This window comes from Desulfosediminicola ganghwensis (assembly GCF_005116675.2).
Taxonomy (GTDB): domain Bacteria; phylum Desulfobacterota; class Desulfobulbia; order Desulfobulbales; family Desulfocapsaceae; genus Desulfopila; species Desulfopila ganghwensis.
The window spans coordinates 1,671,493-1,692,991 of record NZ_CP050699.1 but is presented as its reverse complement, the minus strand read 5'-3'; the positions used below and the strand labels follow the sequence as shown (position 1 = coordinate 1,692,991).

Below are 21,499 nucleotides of genomic sequence, written 5' to 3'. Positions count from 1 at the left end.
GTTTATCAAATTTATTTTTTTTTAGAGTGCATTACTGCACCCCGTAAAACGACACAGGCACAATGTTATTACGATTACGGCCAATATTGACGAAGTGCGCATTCCTGTCAGGAATTTCATCGATCACCACGATATTGGCAGAAAGCCGTCGCCAGCCAGTGGCGTAATTTCCCAGCGATTTGCCACAATTGTTAGGGACAAGCACGATGAGCGGAGTATCGGGCGTGATCCCTTCAGCCACTACGCCAGAATACAGCCTCTGACCCAAGGCCTTTACCCGTTCCATTTTTTCAACTGACGGCCCCTTGATAACTCCTTCAGATTGATCATCTTCAGCAGCAGCGGTAACCTGTATCGCCCCCCCACGCTCGCTTTTAGCTATCATCTTGATAAGCTGACGAACTTTTTCATCACCGGCATCCATTGACATCCGCCCCACGATGGGCACATCCTGCAGGGGCAATATCTCTTTTCGTGGAAGGAACAGGGTGGCCCCTGAGACCTCGGTGCTATGTATGGCAAGTCCATAGACTGTGGCCCTGCCCATGTTTTCAGGTACAAGCTTGGAGATACCCGCGGAAAGGATCGGCGAGGACATGATGGAGCGAGCCAGATCTATACCCAGATCCCCAAAATGGGTGGTATCGGGAAGAGGCTGGCCAAGTGCATGCCTGTAAATGAGTTCACCGACTCCGCCGGAAAAAGTAATTACAGGTTTTCTCGACAACTCTTTCGTAGGCAGAGGGATCTGAGTGTGTAATCGGGCGGCATGGCTTTCCAGTAATTTATCCGTGCCTCGGACAATTGCCTCCAGCATTATCCGATAGAACTCAAGAATCGCGTCTCGCTCAGGTATCTTCAGATCGTCTCCAACTATTCTGGAAATCCCAAGGTGATCCAGGAGCACGCGACCATAAGCGGAGATCGAGGTAAGGCGATATGTTCCAGGCTCAAACTGAAAGTGACGGGCTCCGATGAAGTAGCAGCCAGCAGCCAGCACATTCCCATTTACACCAAGAGCCGGATTGGTAGTGCCACCTCCGATATCAAGATTGATTATGGCACGCTCGCTGTGACAGCGGGAAAGAGTTGAACAGCTGCCCATAAAGGCGAGCCAGGACTCCAGGCAAGGATCCGAAGCCGTTGCGATTATAGCTTCTCCCACTCGCTCTTTAACCAGTTCAGCGATCCGGCCTGCATTTGCTTTTTCGGTGGCCAGACCGGTGATAATTGCCCCGCCTGAGAACAGTTCATCTATTCTTATACCACTTGCTTGCAACCAGCGGTCGAGATAGCCCCGCAGTGCTATTTCATCGATCCTGTCATTTTCAAAAGGTGTGAACACGGGTTCAGAGCGGTATATGATATCGGGATGACCGAAAGCCATTCGGCCAGTAACTGAATTACGGCCAACACGAGCATGAGCCACCATCGCGCTACTTGTTGTTGAGCCGAAATCAAGCCCAACCATCGTGACTACGCCGTTTTTGTGAAATTCCTTCTCTCTGCTAGACATATTCTTCTCTGCAAAACCACGCTGATTTCATGGGTGTTTTAAGGCAATGGGCTTTGTATCCTGACTACTGATATACTAGCTGATATACCAGCAGTCAAGATACAAAAACCTTCCATATTTGTAATTCGCCAATTTGACTGATTACATTTTTGTCCCTTATGGGTTACAATCACTTAGAAATAAAAGGGAAAGAAATGGAGTGGTTGCAGGAAAAATTCGCGAATCCGTTGTAATAAAAAATCAATGGGCCAATTCTTAATGACATATCACCTCGCATTGATACACAGTTAGGTTCAGGAATTTTATTTGAACACAATTCTGTGAGTAAAATGAGTTGGTTTTCATTTTTAATTCGTTGGATTATATTCTTGTCGGATTAATTGAGGAATCCATGAGGAATTCTCAGGACCACATCCATTTACAATGGCCTTACCTTCTTTTCCTGAAGTCAGTTTTCGGATGAGACTGCTGAGATCGAAATAGCAACAGAGCAGGGAACACATGACCTCGACCAAGCAAAGAACATATGAAGGGCTTAAATATCGAATCATTACTCAACAACTCGCCCCCGGCGAATTGTTGAAAGATAAAGATATTATGGAACGGTATGGAATTGGGCGAACACCGTTGCGCGAGGTTTTTTTAGAACTCCAGAACGAGGGTCTCATAAAGCGCATTCCACGGTCAGGAACCTGGGTTGCCCCGATGGACTTCAAATTCCTCAAACAAATAACTGAAATACGGATTGGTCTCGAAGGAATCGCCGGGGAACTGGCAGCAGAGAGGATTACAGAAGAGGAACTCCATGCGCTTACCGGGATCCTTGAAAATGTGGCAGCACTGGAAATTGAAAATGGAGTAGACGGTGAAGCCTTACTGAAGCATGAATCTGATTTTCACAATGTGATTTATTCCTCCACAGGGAACCCACAGTTGGAAAAATTACTCCGTAACTACCAGAGTGTCGGTGCCAGATTCTGGCATTACCTTGTTTTCAGCAAGGAACAGATGTTCGATCAATTCAAAAGCCAACGCCTACTCCTTGATGCACTCAAAAAACGCGACAAAAAGACAAGCAGGAGAATTGCCGAAGAACATATTCGCAGCTACATGGGGATTATTGAAGAGCGAATCGACCTCCGATAAGATGATCAAAAAAGTTTCAATAACCTGTATTGGTTAAATAAAATCTGTAAAATCTAGAGCGAATCAATAAAACTGACAGACAATTGAAACAGCCGAATTCGATCCACCCTGCCCCTCTCTCTTTGACTATCAAGGGCACCCATGCTGATGGGTAAGCTGCTGGTTTAAAGAAATATCTGGCACCAATCTTCTGTGCAGAACTCTATCTTCTTTTCCTGGATCAGGTGCAGGCAGGCGTCAACGCTTGGCGCGTGATACCGAATGCCCCGTCCATCCCTAATTTCATCTAACGCCTTAGTGATCCCCAGTGATGGCCGATACGGCCGATGGGAAGACATTGCTTCCACCACATCGGCAACAGCCAGAATTTTTGCTTCAAGCAAAATATCTTTATCCATCAACCCTTGGGGGTAGCCTGTTCCGTCCAGATGCTCATGATGCTGATAGACAATATCCGCTATAGGCCATGGAAAATGAATCGGTTTCAGTATTTCATACCCCACCTCTGGGTGGCACTCGATAATCGCCCGTTCTTTCTTGCTAAGTTCTGTTGGTTTAGCCAGATATTCGGAAGGCAGGGTAATTTTGCCGATATCATGCAGCAAAGCGGCGATGTGGAGCCCTTCAATCTCATCTTCAGAAAGATCAAGTTGTTTGGCAATAGCACATGCTAAACGGTCTACCCGCAGCTGGTGGCCTGCGGTATAAGGATCTCTTTTTTCCGCTGTTGACGCAAGAGACGCTACGGTTTCCTCAAGGCTGGCACGCAGGTCGTCACGGCTTTTCTTCAATGCTTCCATGGCAACTTTCCGATCCGTTATATCTCTGGCAATCCCCCGAAAACCTAGCAGAACCTGCTCTTCGTTTACAACAGGCACTGCATTGTTTTCCAACACCACTACCTGCCCGTCTTTGCCAAGACAAGTGCACTCAAAGCCGCTGAACGGCTTTTTAGCCCTCAACAACTCTTCATATTGGGGCGACAACGCCTCGGATGAACGGGGAGATGCAAGATCCATCAGGTCTTTGTTGATAGTTTCTTCGGGTGCGTAACCGAGCACATCCTTTACTCGCGGGCTTGAATAAATATACCTGCCACTTCTGTCGGTTTCCCAGATCCAGTCGCTGGTCGTCTCCAGCAGGTTTCGAAATCTTTCAGTACTCTGCGCCAATGATTCGAGCAGCTGTTCCCGCTCTATTGCAATATTTTCCCTCTCCCGGTCTGCCAGCATCGTCTGGCGAATCGAATAGGCGGCCAATAATGAGACAATGAACAGGATGCCTGCAGATATGACCTTGAGTTTGATGCGTATGGCGGCCATTTCCGCGTGGACATCATCTAAATACATGCCGGTGCCGATAATCCATCCCCACGGCTTGAACCCCATGACATAGGATGACTTAGGGGATATCTTGAGCGGATCATCTTTCCACTGCCACAGATAGTCTATGTATCCCGAGCCTTTTTTATTAACAAGATCGACAAATTTTCTGAAAGGGAATACGCCGTTCGGGTCTTCGAAATCGGAAATGTCTTTTCCCTCCAAATCCGGCCTGTACGGATGCATAACCATCCTGGGATACGTGTCATTAATCCAGAAGTAGTCCTTCTTATCAATGCCATATCGTAATTTTCTGATACGTGAAATGGCTCTGTTCTGCGCGTCTTCCCTCGTCAGCTCGCCCGACTGTTCACGTTCAGAATATGACTCCAGCAGACTCCAGACCGTTTCCGTCAGTTCCCTGATTGTCTCTTGCTTCCTGCTAATGAAACTTTTTTCCAGCTCGGGAAGAATAATAAAGAATATGGCTATGATGAAGAGCAGAATGGTGAAGAACGATGGTAAAGCGATACGGAAAGAGATGCTGTTAACCAGCTTTCGGAGAGCTCTGTCAGGCATGGCGCTGAAACTCGTTAAGATTCAACATTAACCTGGAAAATACAGTTTTCCAGGAGACTCAATGCAATCCTCATATGTAATCCTGCGATCAGCTCACAATCGATATTACTATAAACATATTTGAAATTGCGGGAACAGTAAAGATTCAGGATTGATATGACACGTTACCGGCTCGGCCAAACTAAATATTTTCGTATTCTGTTAACGTCTCAGCAGGCCTCTTTCTTTATTTTAATGATACCGCATGATGCCAACAACCTCCCCATCCCCAAACAGGGTAATGGGGGGTCGCACCATTCTCCTTCTTCAGGACAACAGGCAGGGCTATTTGTCAGGCAACCTCATGGGATGCCATAAGTTCAAGAGCACGTACCATAGCGGAGTGATCCCAACCCTCTCCTCCGTTTGCTGTACATGCGTTGAACAGTTCCTGCGCCGTTGCAGTGTTTGGCAGGCTCAGCTTCATGGCCCGGGCATTGGAAAGCGCCAGGTTCAGGTCTTTCTGATGCAGCTCAATACGAAAACCCGGCTCAAAGGTGCGGTTGATCATGCGTTCGCCATGCACCTCCAGAATTTTTGAAGATGCAAAACCACCCATCAACGCTTCGCGCACGCGGGCAGGGTCTGCCCCAGCTTTGGAAGCGAACAGCAGGGCCTCTGCCACCGCCTCGATGTTCAGGGCAACAATGATCTGGTTGGCGACTTTGCAGGTTTGACCATCACCATTTGCGCCAACGTGGGTAATATTTTTACCCATAAGTTCAAAGATCGGCTTTGCTGCTTCAAAGGCTCCCTCAGACCCGCCGACCATGATTGTCAATGTCGCTGCTTTGGCGCCGACCTCTCCGCCTGATACTGGTGCATCGAGATATTCGCAGCCAAGCGCATTGATCTGTTTGGCGAACATTTTGGTTTCGATCGGTGATATGGAACTCATATCAATAACTGCTTTGCCCGGGCTCAATCCTTCGGCGACTCCATTTTCACCAAACAAGACCTCTGCCACATGGGGAGTATCCGGAACCATTGTTATGACAGCATCTGCCTGTTCTGCCACTTCCTTTGCGGTTGCGCAGGCAACTGCTCCCTTATCTATCAACCCCTGGGGAACACCACTTCGGCTGCATCCATACAATTGGCAACCACCAGCCAGAATATTTGCAGCCATTGGGGCGCCCATTATTCCTAGTCCGACAAATCCGATCTTGCGCATTTTTTCTCCATTGAATTCTTACAAGTGTTGATTCTTACAAACTGCGGATCTGAGTCCTGGGGCTAGCCCGCATTACAGGTATGGGTCTAGCCAGCCCAACCCTTCTACTGTTGTAGTGGCCGGAATGTATTCGCAACCGATCCAGCCCTGGTAGCCGATTTGGTCGATAAAATCGAAGAGAAATGGATAATTGATCTCACCGGTGCCCGGTTCGTGACGGCCGGGATTATCAGCCAGCTGGATATGCCCTATGCTGCCCAGATTCTTCTCCAGAGTGGGTGCGAGATTCCCCTCCATGACCTGCATATGGTAGATATCGTATTGCAGTTTGATGTTGTTTGATCCGGTGGCTGCTATCACATCAAGACACTGCTGTGTTCTACAGAGGAAGAAGCCCGGAATATCCCTGCTATTGACCGGCTCTAAAAAGAGGCCGATATCATTTTTTGCCAGTTCCCCTGCCGCGAAAGTGGCGTTTTCGATCAGCGTGCTCGTCAAAACATCGTTGCTGACATCATCCGGTGCTATTCCAACCAGCATGTTGACGTTCTTATTTCCCAAAGCTTTGGCATATTCAATGGCTGTACCGACACCGTCCTGGAACTCACCTATTCGATCAGGGAATATGGCTATGCCACGCTCACCTTTTGCCCAGTCTCCTGCAGGCAGATTGTGCAACACCTGTTCAAGATTATTTTTTTGCAGCAACTCGACCAGTTGCTCCGCTTCAAAATCGTAGGGGAAAAGATATTCCACACCTTTGAAGCCAGCTTTGGCGGCTGCTTCGAAACGATCCGGAAATTCAACCTCCTGAAACATCATTGACAAATTCGCATTAAATCTCGGCATAACACTCCTCACACATTCAATTACATTGTCGATCTACACCTGCACCAGATACGAAAATCTGGCCTTTTATCCCATCCCTTTATGTACTTTTCAGCAGATTCAGGGAATGTGGCAATCAGCATGAACAAGTTCACTCACCTCCTGTCGCGCTCTTCTCCGGTCTGAAAAGGCGTCACATTTTTAACATTTTATAATTTATAAATTATTCATATCGACAACTATCAGTGGCTGCGCGTTGCATAGCACAATCAATCAGTAGTGATTTATTGTTATTCAGGGGAATATCTAGAGCTTATCCACGATTGCCCTTTTGGAAGAATTCCCCTCAATTTTTCACCAAACCACTAGGTGCTTTTAAGCAAAGTGTGGCGCATCGTTTGAATGTTGCCTTCGATTGCCTTTTGGGCCGCAGTGACATTTCTGTTGTTGATAGCCTCAGCAATTTGCCGGTGTTCAGAGAGGGTGATGCTGTTCTTCTCTTCCGGATTATGCTTCTTCTCCTCTTTCCTGATCAACTGGAAGAAGGCCGAAAATTCATCGAGTAAGTTTACCAGACGACTATTTCCAGACAATCGTGCTATCAGCATATGAAACTCGCCATCAAGCTCGTTACACGCAGTGTAATCTTTTCGCTCAAGCTCTTTTTCAAACGCTCGTAGTGAGTCATTTATCGCTGCGAGGTTCTCATCTGTCAGCAGTTCGATACATTTTTTAACAGCGAGTTTCTCCAGAGACAGTCTGATCTCAATATGTTCTTCAATCTGCTCAGGGTCCGGATCGATAAGATACAGACCTCGCTGTGGCTTTTTGATGATTATCCCGTCTGCAACAAGGCGGTTTATTGCTTCCCTGACCGGAGTGCGACTTATCGAGATCTGTTCGGCCAGGACATCTTCGCGTATCCGGCTGCCGAGTTCATATTCCCCCTGCAATATTTTTGCTCGGATTTCCGAATAGGCCGCATCGTTCAAGCTCTTGAATTCCATATATGAATCTTTTCCTTTTTCTTCAGCTATGCTGGCATAATATGTTCGTCTGCGTCCACATTCAGATCTACATGACTCTACTTTGTATAATTTATAAATTATACATTTTGCAAGCAGATAATTAAAATTTTTCAGAACTCTGCCGAAGAGAAACCTTATCAGCTCACTTCAACAACACGAACGGGGTAGAGCAAACTTAACGCGGCAAACCATTTCCGCAGACTATCCATAATCGTTACAGCCTCATTCAAGTGGCAAAGCCGTTTTATATCTCACCTGCTTGAGAGCAATGCTGGAACGCATATTGGCAACGTTCGGTATCGTGGCGAGTTTTTCGGTGATAAACGTCTGCAGTGATGGCAAGTCCCGGGCTACTACTCTCAACAGGTAATCTGATGAACCTGTCATCAGATAGCACTCCATTATCTCAGGATACTGGGCAATCTTTTTTTCAAATACCTCAATATAACTCAACACCTGCTTGTCGAGCCGAATCTCGATAAACACAGTTACCCCCCATCCCATCTTCTCCTGATCGAGCAGCGCCGTGTAGCCGCTGATGACTCCCTGATTCTCAAGTTCACGAACCCTTCTCAGGCATGGTGCAGGTGATAGATGTATCGCCTCGGACAGAGCCACATTCGAAATCCTCGCGTCAGTTTGCAAACAATCAAGTATTTTCAGATCGTAGTTATCCATAATTGCGCCATATTAGAATTTTTGTCTTAATTGTTGCCAGATAATTACAAAACAAACAATTCTTAGCAATGTATTTTTCCACAACCCTGAGTACGATGATGTTCACTTACAAATATCTACATTCAACCTGCTGGTGAACAGAGTTTAGTCATGGAAAATATAAGAATTATTACTCGATCGTGGACTGAGAAATTTGAGGAGCCCTGTGCTGAAAATATGGAGGCAATCCAATACCAGGGTGGTCGCCTGGAAAGTACAGGCAAAAGTGACTCCAGACCTGTTCGACGTGATAAGCATGGCACAATCGATTACTCATATTACATGGCGAAAGCCAACACCATACGTAACGAATCGATTGTTGATTTTATCAGGATCATCAAAAGCACGCTCACGCGTCAAACATAGAAGTACAAGATAATCAGGCAAATCAACGAAAAAGCTCTGCATAGCGATCTTGCTTCCATGTTATGAACGCGTCTGGTCAGCTCCTGATACTCAGCGATGAATGAGACACCATTGATCCGGGTCTCATCAAACAACTTCATTCTTCCCCGTTCATCATTCAATTGGCCGGTTTCAGGCAGGTGAGTATGTCTTTCAGCTGGTAACTTCCGAGGTATGGTTCTCATCTGTCACCTTAAGCTTTTCAACTGCCCAGTGGTGCATCATGGAAAGGATGGGAAAAGCGCTTTTACCCAGATCAGTCAGCGCGTATTCCACCCTTGGAGGTACCTCGGGATACACCGTTCTGGTGAGCAGACCATCCCGCTCCAGCTCTTTTAATTGCTGGCTGAGCATCTTCTGGCTTACACCTGGCACAATTCGCTCCAGTTCCTTATAACGCTTATCACCTTCATGCAGATGCCAGAGCATGAGACATTTCCATTTGCCGCTGAGCATGTCCATGGCGACCTCCACAGGGCAATGGTAGTGTTTTCCGTTTCTTTCAATCATCTTCAATCCCAAAAAAAATTATCGCTCGCGCTACACTGTAGCTTCACAAAACCAACCTGTGGGTACGTATCACACCAATAAGTGCCTTCTTGTACCTGTCAATTTATTCCCTATACTATACCAGTAACTCTGGGATAGCCCAGTAATCAATGACACCCATTAAGGAGCACGTACATGACTTACCCAAGAACCTTTTCTCATATCGGTCTTTCAGTTACAAATCTTGAAAAAGCTGTTGAATTCTATACCAAAGTACTCGGCTGGTACGTCATTATGCCACCGACTGAAATCTTCGCAGACGATTCAGCCATCGGCGTAATGTGCAACGATGTCTTTGGCGAGGGCTGGGGAAGTTTCAAGATTGCCCACCTCTCCACGGGTGATAAAATAGGCGTTGAGATTTTTGAGTTCAAGAACGCGGAAAAACCGGAAAACAATTTTGAATACTGGAAGACCAGCGTCTTTCACTTCTGCGTGCAGGACCCGGATGTGGAAGGGCTCGCCAAAAAGATCGTCGAGCATGGCGGCAAGCAGCGAATGCCTGTACGGGAATACTATCCCGGCGAAAAACCATACCGCATGGTGTACTGCGAAGACCCGTTCGGCAACCTTATCGAGATCTACTCCCACAGCTATGAATTGACCTATTCTGCCGGAGCGTATCAGGATTAACACGTGCAAGGCCATCTTCTTCAGTGTCTTGACTGTACGCATAGGTTGAACTAATGCGTACAGTCAAAAGCTTCGAATATGGCACCGCAGGTATTCATCTGGAATTGAGAGGAAATGAACTGTAGAAAGCCAGATCAGTCCATCAGGTTCTTTAGATTGGTAGTGGGAATGTCCTACCAAAGACTTCTATTAACCTGGTTTGGCTCTCAACCAATGTACTTTTCAGCGAAGATGAAATAGCCTTAATCTTAGATTTGGCAAGGGCCTGGGTCCCTAACAAGATAGACCCTCTATAATAAAATATCACTAAACATAGATCTGAATGGATTTTCAACAGCAAAAATTGTTACCTCAAATGAGCTCCTTTCCTGATAACACCCATTTTATCATTGTTAACTAATCTCCTGAATGCTACTTTGCAATACAAGAGAGTCTCGTGATTATAATGCTTAATACACGCTATTAGTCTTTTCAATCAAGAGTTTCCGGGTGATAAAATTCTTGAAAAATCTGCCGACAATACTGATTGCTGATGACGATGCCATCTTTCTCGGCGTGGCAGCGTCCATGGTTAAAAATATGGGATATCCTGTCATCACTGCTCTTAATGGTGTTGCTGCAGTAGAATTATTTACCAGAAATAAACAAAGTATCGGTGTGGTCCTGCTCGACATCAATATGCCAGAAATGAACGGCATTGAAGCCTTTCAGTGTATCAGAACACTCTGCCAAAAGGTGAAGGTGGTAATCGTTTCTGGATGCTTGAACGATACGAAGCGTGAACAACTCTCTCCTCTTAGTCCCGCCGCCTTTATGGAAAAACCTATCAGCTTTGATGCTCTTTCAGATGTACTGAACTCCAATTCTCCAGGTTAACCGTCTGTGATGACTACCATCATGGGGAAGGGAGAAACAGGACAACTTGAGAAGCTGCAGATTTTTTCCTATTGTTCATAGAATTCAGGATAATTTTTTTCTGCACAATCCGGGCATAGACCATGGCTGAACTCAACATCGGCATGAACTGAGAGATAGGACTCTATATTATTCCAGTACCCCTTATCATCCCTGATGTTCTTGCAGAATGAGCAGATAGGAAGCAACCCCTGTAAAGTTTTTATCTCCTCCAGAGCATGAGTAAGATTGTTGATAAGGTGCTCCTTTTCCGCTTCGGTTTCCTTGCGGATCCGAATCTCTTCTTTCAAATCATTATTTGCTCGGTTCAGGTCAAGAAAAAACAAATTGAACGGCTCTTCGATGCCTGTCTTGATGAGTGCCAGATAGATCAGGATAAATGAGAAAATCTTGAAATAGTGACCAACCAGGTTCATCATTCCATAGTTGTCAATGTACAGTGTAAATGACAACTCTGAGCTGATGGTGAAAAGAATCGACGCCAGGAGAATGTAAAATATCTTCGGTGAGAATCTTGATCTGTTTTTCACCAGAAGATAGACCGATGTCACCAAAATGGCACAGATAACATATTCACTTATTATCTTGAACATTGTCTGTCCCTGCCCCTCAACAAAGCATTCGGGGAAGATCTTCCAGTAGAAAATACTGGCTATGCACAGAGCTGTCACAATCGTATAGACAATGAAAACAAGATTTACTCGAGGCATCCGGTTCAAGCGCATATAAGCGAAGGCAACAAGGAGTGTAATGGACTCTATGTACCTGGCCACAATCCAGAGTTGATTTGCGTAATAGTCGTAATCCGTGAACAGCGGCATACCTTTGTATGCCATGGTATGCAGCAGATCAACCAGGGCGATGAAGAAATACGCAATTCCAATAAACAACAGATATGGATTGTGAATATACTTTTTGGAGTTCCAGGCTATCACGAAGATAGAAGATGCAATGATAATACTGTAACCCTCTGCCAGAATATGAAAAACGAGATAATTAATTCTTATTGTGAAATAAAGACCTATCAGGGTGCCAAGAATAACTGTGTAATTCAGCAGTGTCTGTAGGGTATTGCCTATTCCCTCTCCTTCCCTTTCCTGCGAAATTTGCTGCATGATGTTACCTCGAATTACAACAGCTAAGATTATTGTCGCTTTAGGTTTATTTACAGATAGACTGATACGCTAAATTACCACAACATTTCAAAACTGCTGGTGCTGGAGTCATCGCTCTCCCCCGTCACCCCGCGTAGGATAAGGCATTTGTGATATGATAAGCAATGAACAAACGCCAGCGAGTTACTAAGATAGATTAATCATATCTTTACATTACAACATAGTGTCTCGTGGTTGGCACGCCATTTTTGACACTCTACGCATTTCAAATAATAGACTTTTGCATTTTGTCGAATAGTTGGTTCAAACGGCAGGAGGGGCGCTGTGTTAATTATTACATTTTATATCAATGCATTATGTGCATCTTTGTCGTATAAATGTTAGGCATCTCTGGAATATAGTTAAACGGTATCAGGCATCAACGGATCACGTGAACTACACTTACTGGTTCCATGATTCTGGACTTGACATCTATCTCTGCCAACATCGGCACACAAGATCTACAATGTTTTCAAGTAGATCTATTTGCCGTTATCTGGTAACAATTTTGTGTTAGTCGAATAACAACCAATATTTTAACATGCGGAAATGTTTTATCATGTACCTACGCTATGAATAACACAACTTTTGCATATCGGCCGATGCCACATTTTTCAAGGAAGCTTGACCAGGTTGAGGTTGTTGACCCATCTGGTCATGCTCGTATCAACAGGGTAATTGATCGATTGTTGTTTGACCCCGGTAATTCAGACGGTAAGATGAGAGGACTTTATAATGGCCGGCTCAAAAAGTATGTAGGACGGAAAGATTACCGCCTGATCTATTACTGGTGTCATCTGTGTCGTAAGGAAAATCAACGCCTAGAACAAAAATGCGATGGATGCGACGAGCTGCCGGACAACAGCGTTATATTTTTTGATCTTTACCATAAAAAGGATATGAAGAAGCTCAAGGAATTGTAGAATCGGGATCAGGAGACACAATTTCAAACACCTGCAGAAAAAAACCACGTCTTTGATTGACTCACCTCAAAGGTACTCTCGGATTATCTTCGGCTACGCACCTCAGGGATTGGAGTTTCTAGGGTGTCAGGCAGATTGGGAACTTGCACGACACAATCATGCAAGGCGAGATTGAAGATGGTCATCGACTATCTGCTGTGGTTGACAGACAGGACAACTGAAGATGATTCCTGAGTATACGTAACAAAAGCTGTTTTTTCGTTTTATTTTAACCAGATATGCACTGAATATTTCTTACTGCAGTCAAGATTAGGTATTTTTTGTATGGAAACGGCCAACCCATATCCTGAGAAAATGTGGCACGTCCCTCTGGTTAGCCTACCCCATACGCCTGCCACCTTACGCGTGATATCCTACCAGTTCTTATTGAACTTCTGGGACAATCAGAAGCTCATTCAACCTATACAAACCTGAAAATTGCAGGCTCTCAGTGAGAAATCGGAGTATTCTCCTAGCGTATGCCGCTTGTTGTTCCTGCCTCCCTGTTACCTTAAAATTATTTGTTGACTTATACTCTCTAAAAGAATATTTGTGTGTGCAACTAATAATTCAGGACCTGATATGAAACATAAAACAGAAAGCCCACTCGATTGTTGTCTCTTCTTCACCGCCAACTCACTGGCCAGGGTAATCACCCGCATGGGCGAAGAAGAGTTTGCAGCTATAGCAATGACCCCTTCCTACGCCTTCCTGCTGATGCTGGCCATGGAGAACCCCGGCATAGCCCAGAAGGAGCTGGCTGAGGCTATGAATATGGCCCCTTCCACGGTTTCCCGCTTTGTGGACGCACTGGATAAACGTGGACTTATCAGAAAGGAAGGACTGGGACGCAATACCTTTATCCACCCTACGGAAAAAGGTCTCGCGATTGAACCGCAGATCAAGGAGGTCTGGCATAATCTTTATAAACGCTACTCCGAACTACTCGGCCAGGAAAATGGAGATCAACTGACACGACTGACTCTTGAGGCCAGCCGCAAGCTGCAGAAAGGGTAGCTTAAAGCATGTTGGACGTTGGACGGATAACTAACGTATTTCTCTGTCGCTAATGGAAAAAATTTAAAGCAAAAGAATTCTTAGAACCAAATACTTGCATGCACAACTAATCTTTTTTAAGGAGAACGCCATGAACCGTGTAAACATTGATGCCAAAAACGGACTTTATCCTTCGCTCACCACTATTGTCGGCGCCGATGTCAAAGGCAAACCCAACTGGATAACCATCGCCCATGTGGGCATACTCAATCATGCCCATGGAGATGTCCCGCAATATCTTTCAATTGGCCTGCACAGCAACCACTACAGCAACATAGGCATTAATGAGCATAAGGAATTCAGCATTAATATCCCTTCGCAGAAAATGCTGGTGGCAACAGACTATGCGGGCCTCGTGACCGGTGAAAAGGTGGATAAAAGCGAGCTGTTTCAAGTAGCCCGGGGAGAGCTCGCCCATGCCCCGATGATAGCCGATTGTCCGCTCTCGATGGAGTTACGTTTGCATGATACCGTCGTGCTTGGACCCCATGAAATTTTCATTGGTGAACTGGTGAATACGTACATAGATGAAACCTGCCTCACCGGTAAAAAGCCTGACCTGAAAAAGATCGACCCTATTCTCTTTGATTTTATGGCGCATGAATACTGGTCTATCGGAGAACGTACCGGCAAGCCGTGGCGTGATGGGAAAGCGCTCAAAAAATAACTGCATTGGACGCTTGGATAACAACAGCAGGAATTGCAAAAAGTTAAAAAAACAGGAGTAGTCTCCAAACCAGAGGGAGTGACAAATTCACCCCTCTGGAAATCTTCTCCACAACTCACCCAGAGGAATATTTATGAGACAGCGGCATGTTCTGTTGGCCCGGATATTTCACGAGTTTACATCAGCCCTTAAAAAAGCCAGGGAATATACCACGGAACCCCGGAAGTAAACGGATAAGTGGATCTGGAACCTCACCTGAAAGGAGTAAACAACTGGAACTGGGATTTGGGAAGGTTAGAGGTCGGAAGGGAGAAGTGGGACGTGGGAAGGATAAGGTGTAAAATTTGAGATTTGATCTTGAGGGATTACAGACATGTTTGAATCCCGCCCTCCAGAACACCCCAAAGGTAGTGCTCCCCTTGCTATTGATTGTATCGTAGTACCTGACATGGCGCCTAACATCATTACAAATCAAGTCTTCGGCAAACTCGACTGCAGGCGAAAAGCAGGAAACTCACTTTTATCGAAAGCTGTCAACATTTATGCTTATCACAAATTATTAGCTCACGATTACCACTACATTTCAAAATTTCCTGGAGACTTTCAGAAAAAATTCCACAATCGATTTTGAGATTGTTCCGGATCTGCTTCAAAGGAAGATGCCGCTTGTCTAAATAGACCGTTGTGTGCCGTTCCAAATTCCATTCACCGATTTTAATACTTTCAAGGCATCAACAACCTGACTCAATTCCATGAGTGAATCAATAATATTGAAGCATTACACACCTCATCCTGACGTACATGAAGATCCAGACACTATCAATGCCTCTTCTTGAAAAAGAATCATGAGACGCCCAACCCCAACAAATAAAAAAACGTTTGTTCAGGGATATAGCAAGACGATACAGTTTATCATATGCTTATAATCGTTACCTGGCTTGTTTGTCGTTTCCCACGATGAGTCATCTTATGTGTCGTTTCCTTCGCGGGGAAAAGCGGGATGCTGTTCTGCTTGCTATTTTTCTCAACAACCTGAAGAGAGGAGATAACTTCATGAAGCGCCACTGTAGTGTATTGATCATGCTCGTTTCCTTTTTCCTGGCCTTATCCAACGCGTCTGCCGAAGGTGACCTGGCCAAACAATCGCAAAACCCCGTGGGCGACATGATCAGCCTGCCCTTCGAGTACTGGCATTACGAAGGAATGCCCAACGATTCCAGTGCCGACGTCGTCATCGCCAAGCCGGTGTATCCGGTAAATATCGGAAAATACAATCTGATCAACCGATTCATCATTCCTTACATCTCTGTCGATGCTAATATCGATGGAAGCGACCTGGGTAATGTGGTCATTCCCCCGACCAATGTTTCGGAAAACGGCCTCGGCAACATCCAGTACCAGGGATTCTTCAGCCTTGCCGAGCCGGGGGAGGTCATTTACGGAATTGGGCCGGTACTTGATTTCCCCACTCAAAGTGACGGATTAGGCTCGGAAAAATGGTCGGCGGGAATCGCAGCCGTGGTACTCACGATGCCTGGGAAATGGGTTATTGGAGCCCTTGCGCAAAATATGTGGTCGTATGCCGGCCCGGGTGATGCTCCGGATGTCAATAAGTTCCTGTTTCAGTATTTCATCAATTACAACCTGGCTAACGGCTGGTACCTCTCCATGACGCCCATCATTACCGCCAACTGGGAGGCGGACAGCGACAGTACCTGGACCATCCCTGTCGGCGGAGGCATCGGCAAACTGCACCGGTTCGGCAATCAACCCGTTGATTTCAAACTGCAGGCTTACGGCTATGCGGAAAAACCCGACTTTGGCCCTGACTGGAGCATGGTATTCACCTTAAAATTTCTCTTTCCCAAATAAAGAGCACACTCATAGACAAAGGAGGTCTGGCATGAAAATGAAGAAATTGCTGCAACAGAACGAAGCATTACCTTTAAATTAAATACATTTTGCTCATTTTTTACAAAATGCTCATGAGAAATTCGGGCTAAGGGAAAAGTTTCATAAGAAAAGGACGGAGTGCATCCTCAAGATCAGGCTTGCCATGATCCCGGTATGTATAAGAAACCCGAAGAGCCGGATGATCGATGGAAAGCAACCGGTTGAGCTTGATCGGAGTGGCGAAGAGAACAAGGTCGCAATCGACATTGTGAATGGTGGTTTCCAGATCCTTTACCTGGGCCGGGCTGTACCCCATGGCCGGCAGGACAGGACCGATATGGGGATATGTCTTGTACGCTTTCGCCAGCGTTCCGACCGCATAGGGCCGGGGATCGACTATTACTGCAGCTCCATGCTTCCTGGCAGCGATCATACCGGCACCATGGGCCATGCCTCCATGGGTCAGCGTCGGGCCATCCTCGACAACGAGTACCCGCCGTCCCCGGATGCGTTCCGGTCTGTTGACGCTGATTTCGGATTCGGCCAAAATTATCCGGGCCTTTGGTGCATGACGCTCGATATTGTGCCGCACCTCATCTATATTCTTTGGTTGGGCAGTGTTCACCTTGTTGATGATCGCTATATCCGCCATGATCATGTTGGTTTCACCCGGATAGTAAAGAAGTTCATGACCGGCCCGATGAGGGTCGAACAGGACAATATGGACATCGGGTGCAAAAAAGGGTGTATCGTTATTGCCTCCGTCCCAGATGATGATATCAGCCTCTGTTTCCGCCGCCCTCAGAATCTTCTCATAATCAATTCCGGCAAAGACCGTGATACCGAGATCGACCAGCGGCTCGTACTCCTCCCTCTCCTCGATAGTACACTGCATTTTCCCGAAATCCTGGTAACTGGAGAAACGCTGCACCTCTTGTTTTCGCAGGTCCCCATAGGGCATGGGATGACGAACCACCACTGTCTTCTTGCCTTCTTTTGCAAGTAATTCACAAATCTTCCGGGTGGTTGGAGACTTGCCGCATCCGGTGCGAACGGCACAGACGGCGATCACAGGTTTAGCCGATTTCAGCATGGTATAGCGTGCACCGATCATGATGAAATCGGCATTCTCAGCCATGGCGATCGAGGCTTTATGCATCACCTCGGAATACGGAACATCGCTGTAGGAAAAGGCCACCAGATCAATGGAATTTTCGCGGATCAGGCCGGCAAGCTCCGCTTCTGCCCGGATAGGGATGCCGGCGGGATACATTTTTCCTGCCAGTTCCGGTGGATAACTTCGTCCCTCGATATTGGGGATCTGGGCGGCGGTGAAAGCGACAACCCGATATCGGGAATTGTCTTTGAAGTAGACGTTGAAATTATGAAAATCACGACCGGCGGCCCCCATAATAATGACATTCTCTATCATCTCGCCTCCTCCTGATTCAATATTCCTTTTCCGACCCTATCTCCTCTAATTATACGTGTTTTTTATATAGAGTCAGTTGCAGATGTTTCACACCTGCCGAAATTCTGTGCTCGACAATGGGTGGAGGAATCAGGAATGACTCGATCGAAAATATCCAGTAAGGCAGGCAAAGCTTGAGATTATTAGAGTGGTAAGATCTTTGAAATGGCAATATTAACGAAAAGTACAATGCAAGCCGCATTTTTACCAGCCTACTCCATATCCAAGAACCTGAAATCACAATTATAGTTTCTTCAATGGTTTACACCTAAAATTCTGAAAAACAAATCGTAAAGCTTATTCGGAATATCTTTTGCGCACTGTGTTCCCAGAATAGCCTCGTCACAGCCACCTCGAAAGCTGTAGAACATAACTACGGCAGTCCAGTGCTCATCATCAACGTGCCAGGCTCCAGCTTTAGTTCCATCGCTTATCAAGGTCGCAAGATATTTGGTTACTTCAGCATCTGCCATAGGGTTTCGAAACGGCATTCCTGAACCGTAGATTACTCTGTCGTGCAGCTCATTCATCTCAAAATACCCCTCAACGGCCCCATCTATCCATGCTTTGATACGACCCCGCCAATCATCAGCATGGCAGTTATCCACGCTCGCCCTGATACGCTTCATGGCTTCTAGTTCGAACCCCTCTCTCAGAACCTGCAGCAGTTCAGCCTTATTAGAAAAGTAATGATACAGTGTACCTTTTGCGCAATTGGCGGCGGCTGCAATTTCATCCATCGTGGTAGCCTCGTAGCCCTTTTCAGCAAAAAGCTTGCCTGCCGCTTTAATCAAGGTTGCGCGTCTCTCATCCGCCTTCCTTGGCCCCGATGGTGCCCCGCTTCGACGGGTGGTCTTACAGCCTGATCGGCTCGCAACTGAAGCGGCCTTTTTCATGTCTTCTCCTCGCTGTTATGGTGCGCAATTTTTTGCGTGTGAATGTTTTGTCGACTTCCGGTCGATTTAAAATTGACTGCCAGTCTATTTTAACATAATCTACAACCGATATAAATTATTATATCAGGATAAAGTACTGCGTAACTCTAAGCAAATAAACGGACATTTACCTGCGTAAGCAGTTCCACTTCTGATTTTTGATGTTGGTGAAATTCATGCTGGATAATGAAAGGAATGGTTTCAATTGAGCTTGGTCCAGCCATGGTTCAAAGGCCCAAAACCTGATTATTCTCAACCAAGCCTGGAGGTACACATGAAGGAAATTCGCAGAAGTTACTGTGGTCTTTGCCATCCACGATGTGGCACCCTTTTGCATCTGGAGAACGGCAAAGTAGTAAAGGTTACCGGAGACCCGGACCATCCAATCACTCGGGGAGTCATCTGCGAACGTGGCCGTTTAATGCAGGATCATCTCTATCACCCACAGCGGTTGAATTATCCTTTAAAAAGGGTTGGGAAGAAAGGGGAAGGTCGCTGGCAGCAGATATCCTGGGACCAGGCTCTGGATGAAGTGGCCCAAAATCTCTCGGAACTTAGGGATAAACACGGAGCAGAAACCCTGACATTTACCCATGGCACCAAACGAACATATCATTGGGATTGCCGCCGTTTTTTCAATCTCTTCGGCTCTCCCAACACCTGTGGCGTAAACACGATTTGCATGTGTCCCAGCTATGCGACTGAATTTGCCACCTACGGGGGCATGATCATGGGTAGCGAAGTGCCGGCTGCCAAATGCGTCGTTTTATGGGGCTGTAACGCTTCACAATCCAGCCCGGTTGGCCTTTACCCTAAAATTGTTGCCGCCCGAAAAAATGGAGCCAAGGTCATTGTCGTTGACCCGAGAAGGACAAAAGAGGCGGAAAAGGCGGATGTGTGGTTGCAGATTCGCCCGGGCACGGACCTTGCGCTCATGCTCGGCTGGATTCGCTTGATTATTGCCGAAGATTTATATGACCGTGAGTTTGTATCCCAGTGGACTGTTGGTTTCGAAGAGTTGAAAGAGGCGGTTGAGCCCTACACTCCGGAGAAGGTTGCAGAAATCACTTCGGTGCCTGCAGCTCTCGTTACAGAGTCGGCAAGAATGTACGCAACAAACGGCCCGGCTGTAATTCCTTTTGGACTGGGTCTGGACAAGCAGGGCGTCAATTCCACGCAGTGTGCGAGAGGTCGGGCAATTATCAGGGCTATTACCGGCAACCTGGAAATCCCCGGCGGAGAGGTCTTCTCGTTGGCTGGTGAAATAGGAAAAATACGTGATACTGAGTATCTCGAGCTTAACGATATGCTGCCTGAGAGTCAAAAGGCCAAGCAGCTTGGCGTTGACCAATATCCGTTTTTCGGTTTCCCGGGATGGGAAAAAAACTCAGCCGCCAACAAGAGACTCCCCGAAGGATACATGGCCGCTCCCGAGGCGTGGCATTCCAATCTCGCGCATGCCAGAGAGGTCATGAACGCCATTATTACCGGCAAGCCATATCCAGTAACAGCTGCAATCACCCTGGCAAACAATCCGCTTCTTGCCTTACCCAATACAAAACGGGTATTTGAGGCTCTGCAAGCCCTGGAGCTATATGTGGTTGTGGACTACTACATGACCCCATCCGCCGCCTTGGCGGACTATGTTTTTCCTGCAGCCTCCACTGTGGAAACCTCTGAAATCTGGTTGACCGGCAGATTCTGCATGGCCTGTCCGCAAGGGGTTGAGCCGATGTACGAACGGCGCAATAGTTATGATTTCTACCGCGGCCTTGGGATGCGCTTAGGTCAGGAGGAATATTGGCCTTGGGAAACGATTGAAGACGTCTATGACCATTCTCTGGAACCTGTTGGCCTGACATTCAAGCAACTGGCGGATCAATACGGTGTATTTGGCGAGATGGAATATCGTCGGTACGAACAGTTCGGCTTCGGGACCCCATCCGGTAAGGTCGAACTGAAATCCTCGATTTTTGAAGAGCTGGGGGCAGATCCTCTGCCTCAATACCGTGAGCCAGTATGGAGCCCGGTGAGCAGCCCGGAGTTGGCGGAGGAATATCCTCTGATTCTGATCACCGGAAGCCGCTTTATGCCCATGTATCATTCGGAACAGCGACAAATAGAAAAGGCCCGCAAAAAAATACCCGATCCATTAGTCTCAATTCACCCCGAAACAGCAGAAAATTTGGGGCTTTCCGAAGGAGACTGGGCCATGATATCGACTCCGCTTGGTTCGATACGCCAGCGGGTAAAGATTACAGACGTCATGCATCCCAAGATGGTCGACATCCAACACTCCTGGTGGTTCCCGGAGCGGGAGCCAAATCTCCCAGAGTTATTTGGTGTTTTTGAGTCAAACGCCAATATTCTTTGCCCGGACGATCCTGAATTCTGCAGTCCTGAAATAGGCAGTTGGCCGCATTCCGCGTTGTTGTGCCGCGTTGAAAAAGAGGTGGAGGGTAGGAAATCCGCCCATAAATAGTTTCCATATTAAACTCGGCTTACGTCCA

The 21,499-nt window shown here is 46.5% G+C and carries 19 protein-coding genes; 9 read left to right on the top strand and 10 right to left on the bottom strand.

Annotation, left to right across the window (positions count from 1 at the left end):
* Window positions 1-31: 31 nt before the first annotated feature.
* Window positions 32-1,516 carry an ethanolamine ammonia-lyase reactivating factor EutA gene (locus tag FCL45_RS07160; RefSeq protein ID WP_136799003.1) on the bottom strand — a complete coding sequence of 495 codons (1,485 nt, stop codon included), beginning with the start codon at window positions 1,514-1,516 and terminating at the stop codon, window positions 32-34.
* Between the two features lie 501 nt (window positions 1,517-2,017).
* On the opposite strand from FCL45_RS07160, the gene FCL45_RS07155 reads away from it, so the two are divergent.
* Complete coding sequence (locus FCL45_RS07155; RefSeq protein ID WP_136799002.1) at window positions 2,018-2,662, top strand: GntR family transcriptional regulator; 645 nt, start codon at window positions 2,018-2,020, stop codon at window positions 2,660-2,662.
* A 164-nt stretch (window positions 2,663-2,826) separates the two neighbouring features.
* Here FCL45_RS07155 and FCL45_RS07150 read toward each other — a convergent pair whose 3' ends face one another.
* The 5 genes from FCL45_RS07150 to FCL45_RS07130 form a co-directional block, all read right to left on the bottom strand.
* Entirely contained in the window at window positions 2,827-4,563 is a 1,737-nt protein-coding gene (locus FCL45_RS07150; RefSeq protein ID WP_136799001.1) for a cache domain-containing protein, read from the bottom strand.
* Between the two features lie 331 nt (window positions 4,564-4,894).
* On the bottom strand, window positions 4,895-5,776 hold the full coding sequence (gene glxR, locus FCL45_RS07145; RefSeq protein WP_136799000.1) for a 2-hydroxy-3-oxopropionate reductase: 882 nt from the start codon (window positions 5,774-5,776) through the stop codon (window positions 4,895-4,897).
* A gap of 72 nt (window positions 5,777-5,848) precedes the next feature.
* Entirely contained in the window at window positions 5,849-6,625 is a 777-nt protein-coding gene (hyi, locus tag FCL45_RS07140; protein ID WP_136798999.1) for a hydroxypyruvate isomerase, read from the bottom strand.
* A 344-nt stretch (window positions 6,626-6,969) separates the two neighbouring features.
* The gene (locus tag FCL45_RS07135) at window positions 6,970-7,611 is read right to left on the bottom strand and encodes a GntR family transcriptional regulator (protein WP_136798998.1); all 642 of its coding nucleotides are present in this window, start codon (window positions 7,609-7,611) and stop codon (window positions 6,970-6,972) included.
* Window positions 7,612-7,854: 243 nt separating this feature from the next.
* Window positions 7,855-8,310, bottom strand: coding sequence for an Lrp/AsnC family transcriptional regulator (locus FCL45_RS07130; protein ID WP_136798997.1), 456 nt, complete (start codon window positions 8,308-8,310; stop codon window positions 7,855-7,857).
* A gap of 150 nt (window positions 8,311-8,460) precedes the next feature.
* Here FCL45_RS07130 and FCL45_RS07125 point away from each other — a divergent pair, with 150 nt between their 5' ends.
* A complete protein-coding gene (locus FCL45_RS07125; protein WP_136798996.1) occupies window positions 8,461-8,715 on the top strand; it encodes a hypothetical protein in 255 nt (84 codons plus the stop codon).
* Between the two features lie 192 nt (window positions 8,716-8,907).
* Here the strand turns inward: FCL45_RS07125 and FCL45_RS07120 are convergent, their stop codons facing one another.
* The gene (locus FCL45_RS07120; RefSeq protein ID WP_136798995.1) at window positions 8,908-9,264 is read right to left on the bottom strand and encodes a winged helix-turn-helix transcriptional regulator; all 357 of its coding nucleotides are present in this window, start codon (window positions 9,262-9,264) and stop codon (window positions 8,908-8,910) included.
* Between the two features lie 174 nt (window positions 9,265-9,438).
* Here FCL45_RS07120 and FCL45_RS07115 point away from each other — a divergent pair, with 174 nt between their 5' ends.
* Together FCL45_RS07115 and FCL45_RS07110 are read left to right on the top strand one after the other, a co-directional pair.
* Complete coding sequence (locus tag FCL45_RS07115; RefSeq protein ID WP_136798994.1) at window positions 9,439-9,936, top strand: lactoylglutathione lyase family protein; 498 nt, start codon at window positions 9,439-9,441, stop codon at window positions 9,934-9,936.
* 489 nt (window positions 9,937-10,425) lie between these two features.
* Window positions 10,426-10,812 (top strand): response regulator, encoded by a 387-nt coding sequence (locus FCL45_RS07110; protein ID WP_167495859.1) that lies wholly within the window; start codon window positions 10,426-10,428, stop codon window positions 10,810-10,812.
* Between the two features lie 68 nt (window positions 10,813-10,880).
* Here FCL45_RS07110 and FCL45_RS07105 read toward each other — a convergent pair whose 3' ends face one another.
* Window positions 10,881-11,966 (bottom strand): MASE3 domain-containing protein, encoded by a 1,086-nt coding sequence (locus tag FCL45_RS07105; RefSeq protein ID WP_136798992.1) that lies wholly within the window; start codon window positions 11,964-11,966, stop codon window positions 10,881-10,883.
* A 641-nt stretch (window positions 11,967-12,607) separates the two neighbouring features.
* Between FCL45_RS07105 and FCL45_RS07100 the strand changes: the two genes are divergently transcribed.
* The 4 genes from FCL45_RS07100 (at window position 12,608) to FCL45_RS07085 (ending at window position 16,562) form a co-directional block, all read left to right on the top strand.
* The gene (locus FCL45_RS07100; RefSeq protein WP_217907687.1) at window positions 12,608-12,928 is read left to right on the top strand and encodes a toxin; all 321 of its coding nucleotides are present in this window, start codon (window positions 12,608-12,610) and stop codon (window positions 12,926-12,928) included.
* A 621-nt stretch (window positions 12,929-13,549) separates the two neighbouring features.
* Entirely contained in the window at window positions 13,550-13,984 is a 435-nt protein-coding gene (locus tag FCL45_RS07095; RefSeq protein ID WP_136798990.1) for a MarR family winged helix-turn-helix transcriptional regulator, read from the top strand.
* 130 nt (window positions 13,985-14,114) lie between these two features.
* On the top strand, window positions 14,115-14,690 hold the full coding sequence (locus FCL45_RS07090) for a flavin reductase family protein (RefSeq protein ID WP_136798989.1): 576 nt from the start codon (window positions 14,115-14,117) through the stop codon (window positions 14,688-14,690).
* Window positions 14,691-15,659: 969 nt separating this feature from the next.
* Complete coding sequence (locus FCL45_RS07085) at window positions 15,660-16,562, top strand: neuromedin U (RefSeq protein WP_136798988.1); 903 nt, start codon at window positions 15,660-15,662, stop codon at window positions 16,560-16,562.
* A 127-nt stretch (window positions 16,563-16,689) separates the two neighbouring features.
* Here FCL45_RS07085 and FCL45_RS07080 read toward each other — a convergent pair whose 3' ends face one another.
* Both FCL45_RS07080 and FCL45_RS07075 read right to left on the bottom strand, forming a co-directional pair.
* Window positions 16,690-18,015, bottom strand: coding sequence for a cyclic 2,3-diphosphoglycerate synthase (locus FCL45_RS07080; protein ID WP_136798987.1), 1,326 nt, complete (start codon window positions 18,013-18,015; stop codon window positions 16,690-16,692).
* 293 nt (window positions 18,016-18,308) lie between these two features.
* Window positions 18,309-18,950 carry a TetR/AcrR family transcriptional regulator gene (locus tag FCL45_RS07075; protein WP_136798986.1) on the bottom strand — a complete coding sequence of 214 codons (642 nt, stop codon included), beginning with the start codon at window positions 18,948-18,950 and terminating at the stop codon, window positions 18,309-18,311.
* Between the two features lie 313 nt (window positions 18,951-19,263).
* On the opposite strand from FCL45_RS07075, the gene FCL45_RS07070 reads away from it, so the two are divergent.
* On the top strand, window positions 19,264-21,471 hold the full coding sequence (locus FCL45_RS07070) for a molybdopterin-containing oxidoreductase family protein (protein ID WP_136798985.1): 2,208 nt from the start codon (window positions 19,264-19,266) through the stop codon (window positions 21,469-21,471).
* The last annotated feature ends 28 nt before the right edge of the window (window positions 21,472-21,499 follow it).

What these genes read in the sequence shown, in the direction of transcription:
- glxR (WP_136799000.1), bottom strand. Translation starts at nt 5,776, where the DNA reads ATGCGCAAGATCGGATTTGTCGGACTAGGAATAATGGGCGCCCCAATG.
- FCL45_RS07160 (WP_136799003.1), bottom strand. Translation starts at nt 1,516, where the DNA reads ATGTCTAGCAGAGAGAAGGAATTTCACAAAAACGGCGTAGTCACGATG.
- FCL45_RS07090 (WP_136798989.1), top strand. Translation starts at nt 14,115, where the DNA reads ATGAACCGTGTAAACATTGATGCCAAAAACGGACTTTATCCTTCGCTC.
- FCL45_RS07080 (WP_136798987.1), bottom strand. Translation starts at nt 18,015, where the DNA reads ATGATAGAGAATGTCATTATTATGGGGGCCGCCGGTCGTGATTTTCAT.
- FCL45_RS07070 (WP_136798985.1), top strand. Translation starts at nt 19,264, where the DNA reads ATGAAGGAAATTCGCAGAAGTTACTGTGGTCTTTGCCATCCACGATGT.
- FCL45_RS07100 (WP_217907687.1), top strand. Translation starts at nt 12,608, where the DNA reads ATGCCACATTTTTCAAGGAAGCTTGACCAGGTTGAGGTTGTTGACCCA.
- FCL45_RS07095 (WP_136798990.1), top strand. Translation starts at nt 13,550, where the DNA reads ATGAAACATAAAACAGAAAGCCCACTCGATTGTTGTCTCTTCTTCACC.
- FCL45_RS07150 (WP_136799001.1), bottom strand. Translation starts at nt 4,563, where the DNA reads ATGCCTGACAGAGCTCTCCGAAAGCTGGTTAACAGCATCTCTTTCCGT.
- FCL45_RS07120 (WP_136798995.1), bottom strand. Translation starts at nt 9,264, where the DNA reads ATGATTGAAAGAAACGGAAAACACTACCATTGCCCTGTGGAGGTCGCC.
- FCL45_RS07075 (WP_136798986.1), bottom strand. Translation starts at nt 18,950, where the DNA reads ATGAAAAAGGCCGCTTCAGTTGCGAGCCGATCAGGCTGTAAGACCACC.
- FCL45_RS07155 (WP_136799002.1), top strand. Translation starts at nt 2,018, where the DNA reads ATGACCTCGACCAAGCAAAGAACATATGAAGGGCTTAAATATCGAATC.
- FCL45_RS07085 (WP_136798988.1), top strand. Translation starts at nt 15,660, where the DNA reads ATGTGTCGTTTCCTTCGCGGGGAAAAGCGGGATGCTGTTCTGCTTGCT.
- FCL45_RS07125 (WP_136798996.1), top strand. Translation starts at nt 8,461, where the DNA reads ATGGAAAATATAAGAATTATTACTCGATCGTGGACTGAGAAATTTGAG.
- FCL45_RS07115 (WP_136798994.1), top strand. Translation starts at nt 9,439, where the DNA reads ATGACTTACCCAAGAACCTTTTCTCATATCGGTCTTTCAGTTACAAAT.
- FCL45_RS07130 (WP_136798997.1), bottom strand. Translation starts at nt 8,310, where the DNA reads ATGGATAACTACGATCTGAAAATACTTGATTGTTTGCAAACTGACGCG.
- FCL45_RS07105 (WP_136798992.1), bottom strand. Translation starts at nt 11,966, where the DNA reads ATGCAGCAAATTTCGCAGGAAAGGGAAGGAGAGGGAATAGGCAATACC.
- hyi (WP_136798999.1), bottom strand. Translation starts at nt 6,625, where the DNA reads ATGCCGAGATTTAATGCGAATTTGTCAATGATGTTTCAGGAGGTTGAA.
- FCL45_RS07135 (WP_136798998.1), bottom strand. Translation starts at nt 7,611, where the DNA reads ATGGAATTCAAGAGCTTGAACGATGCGGCCTATTCGGAAATCCGAGCA.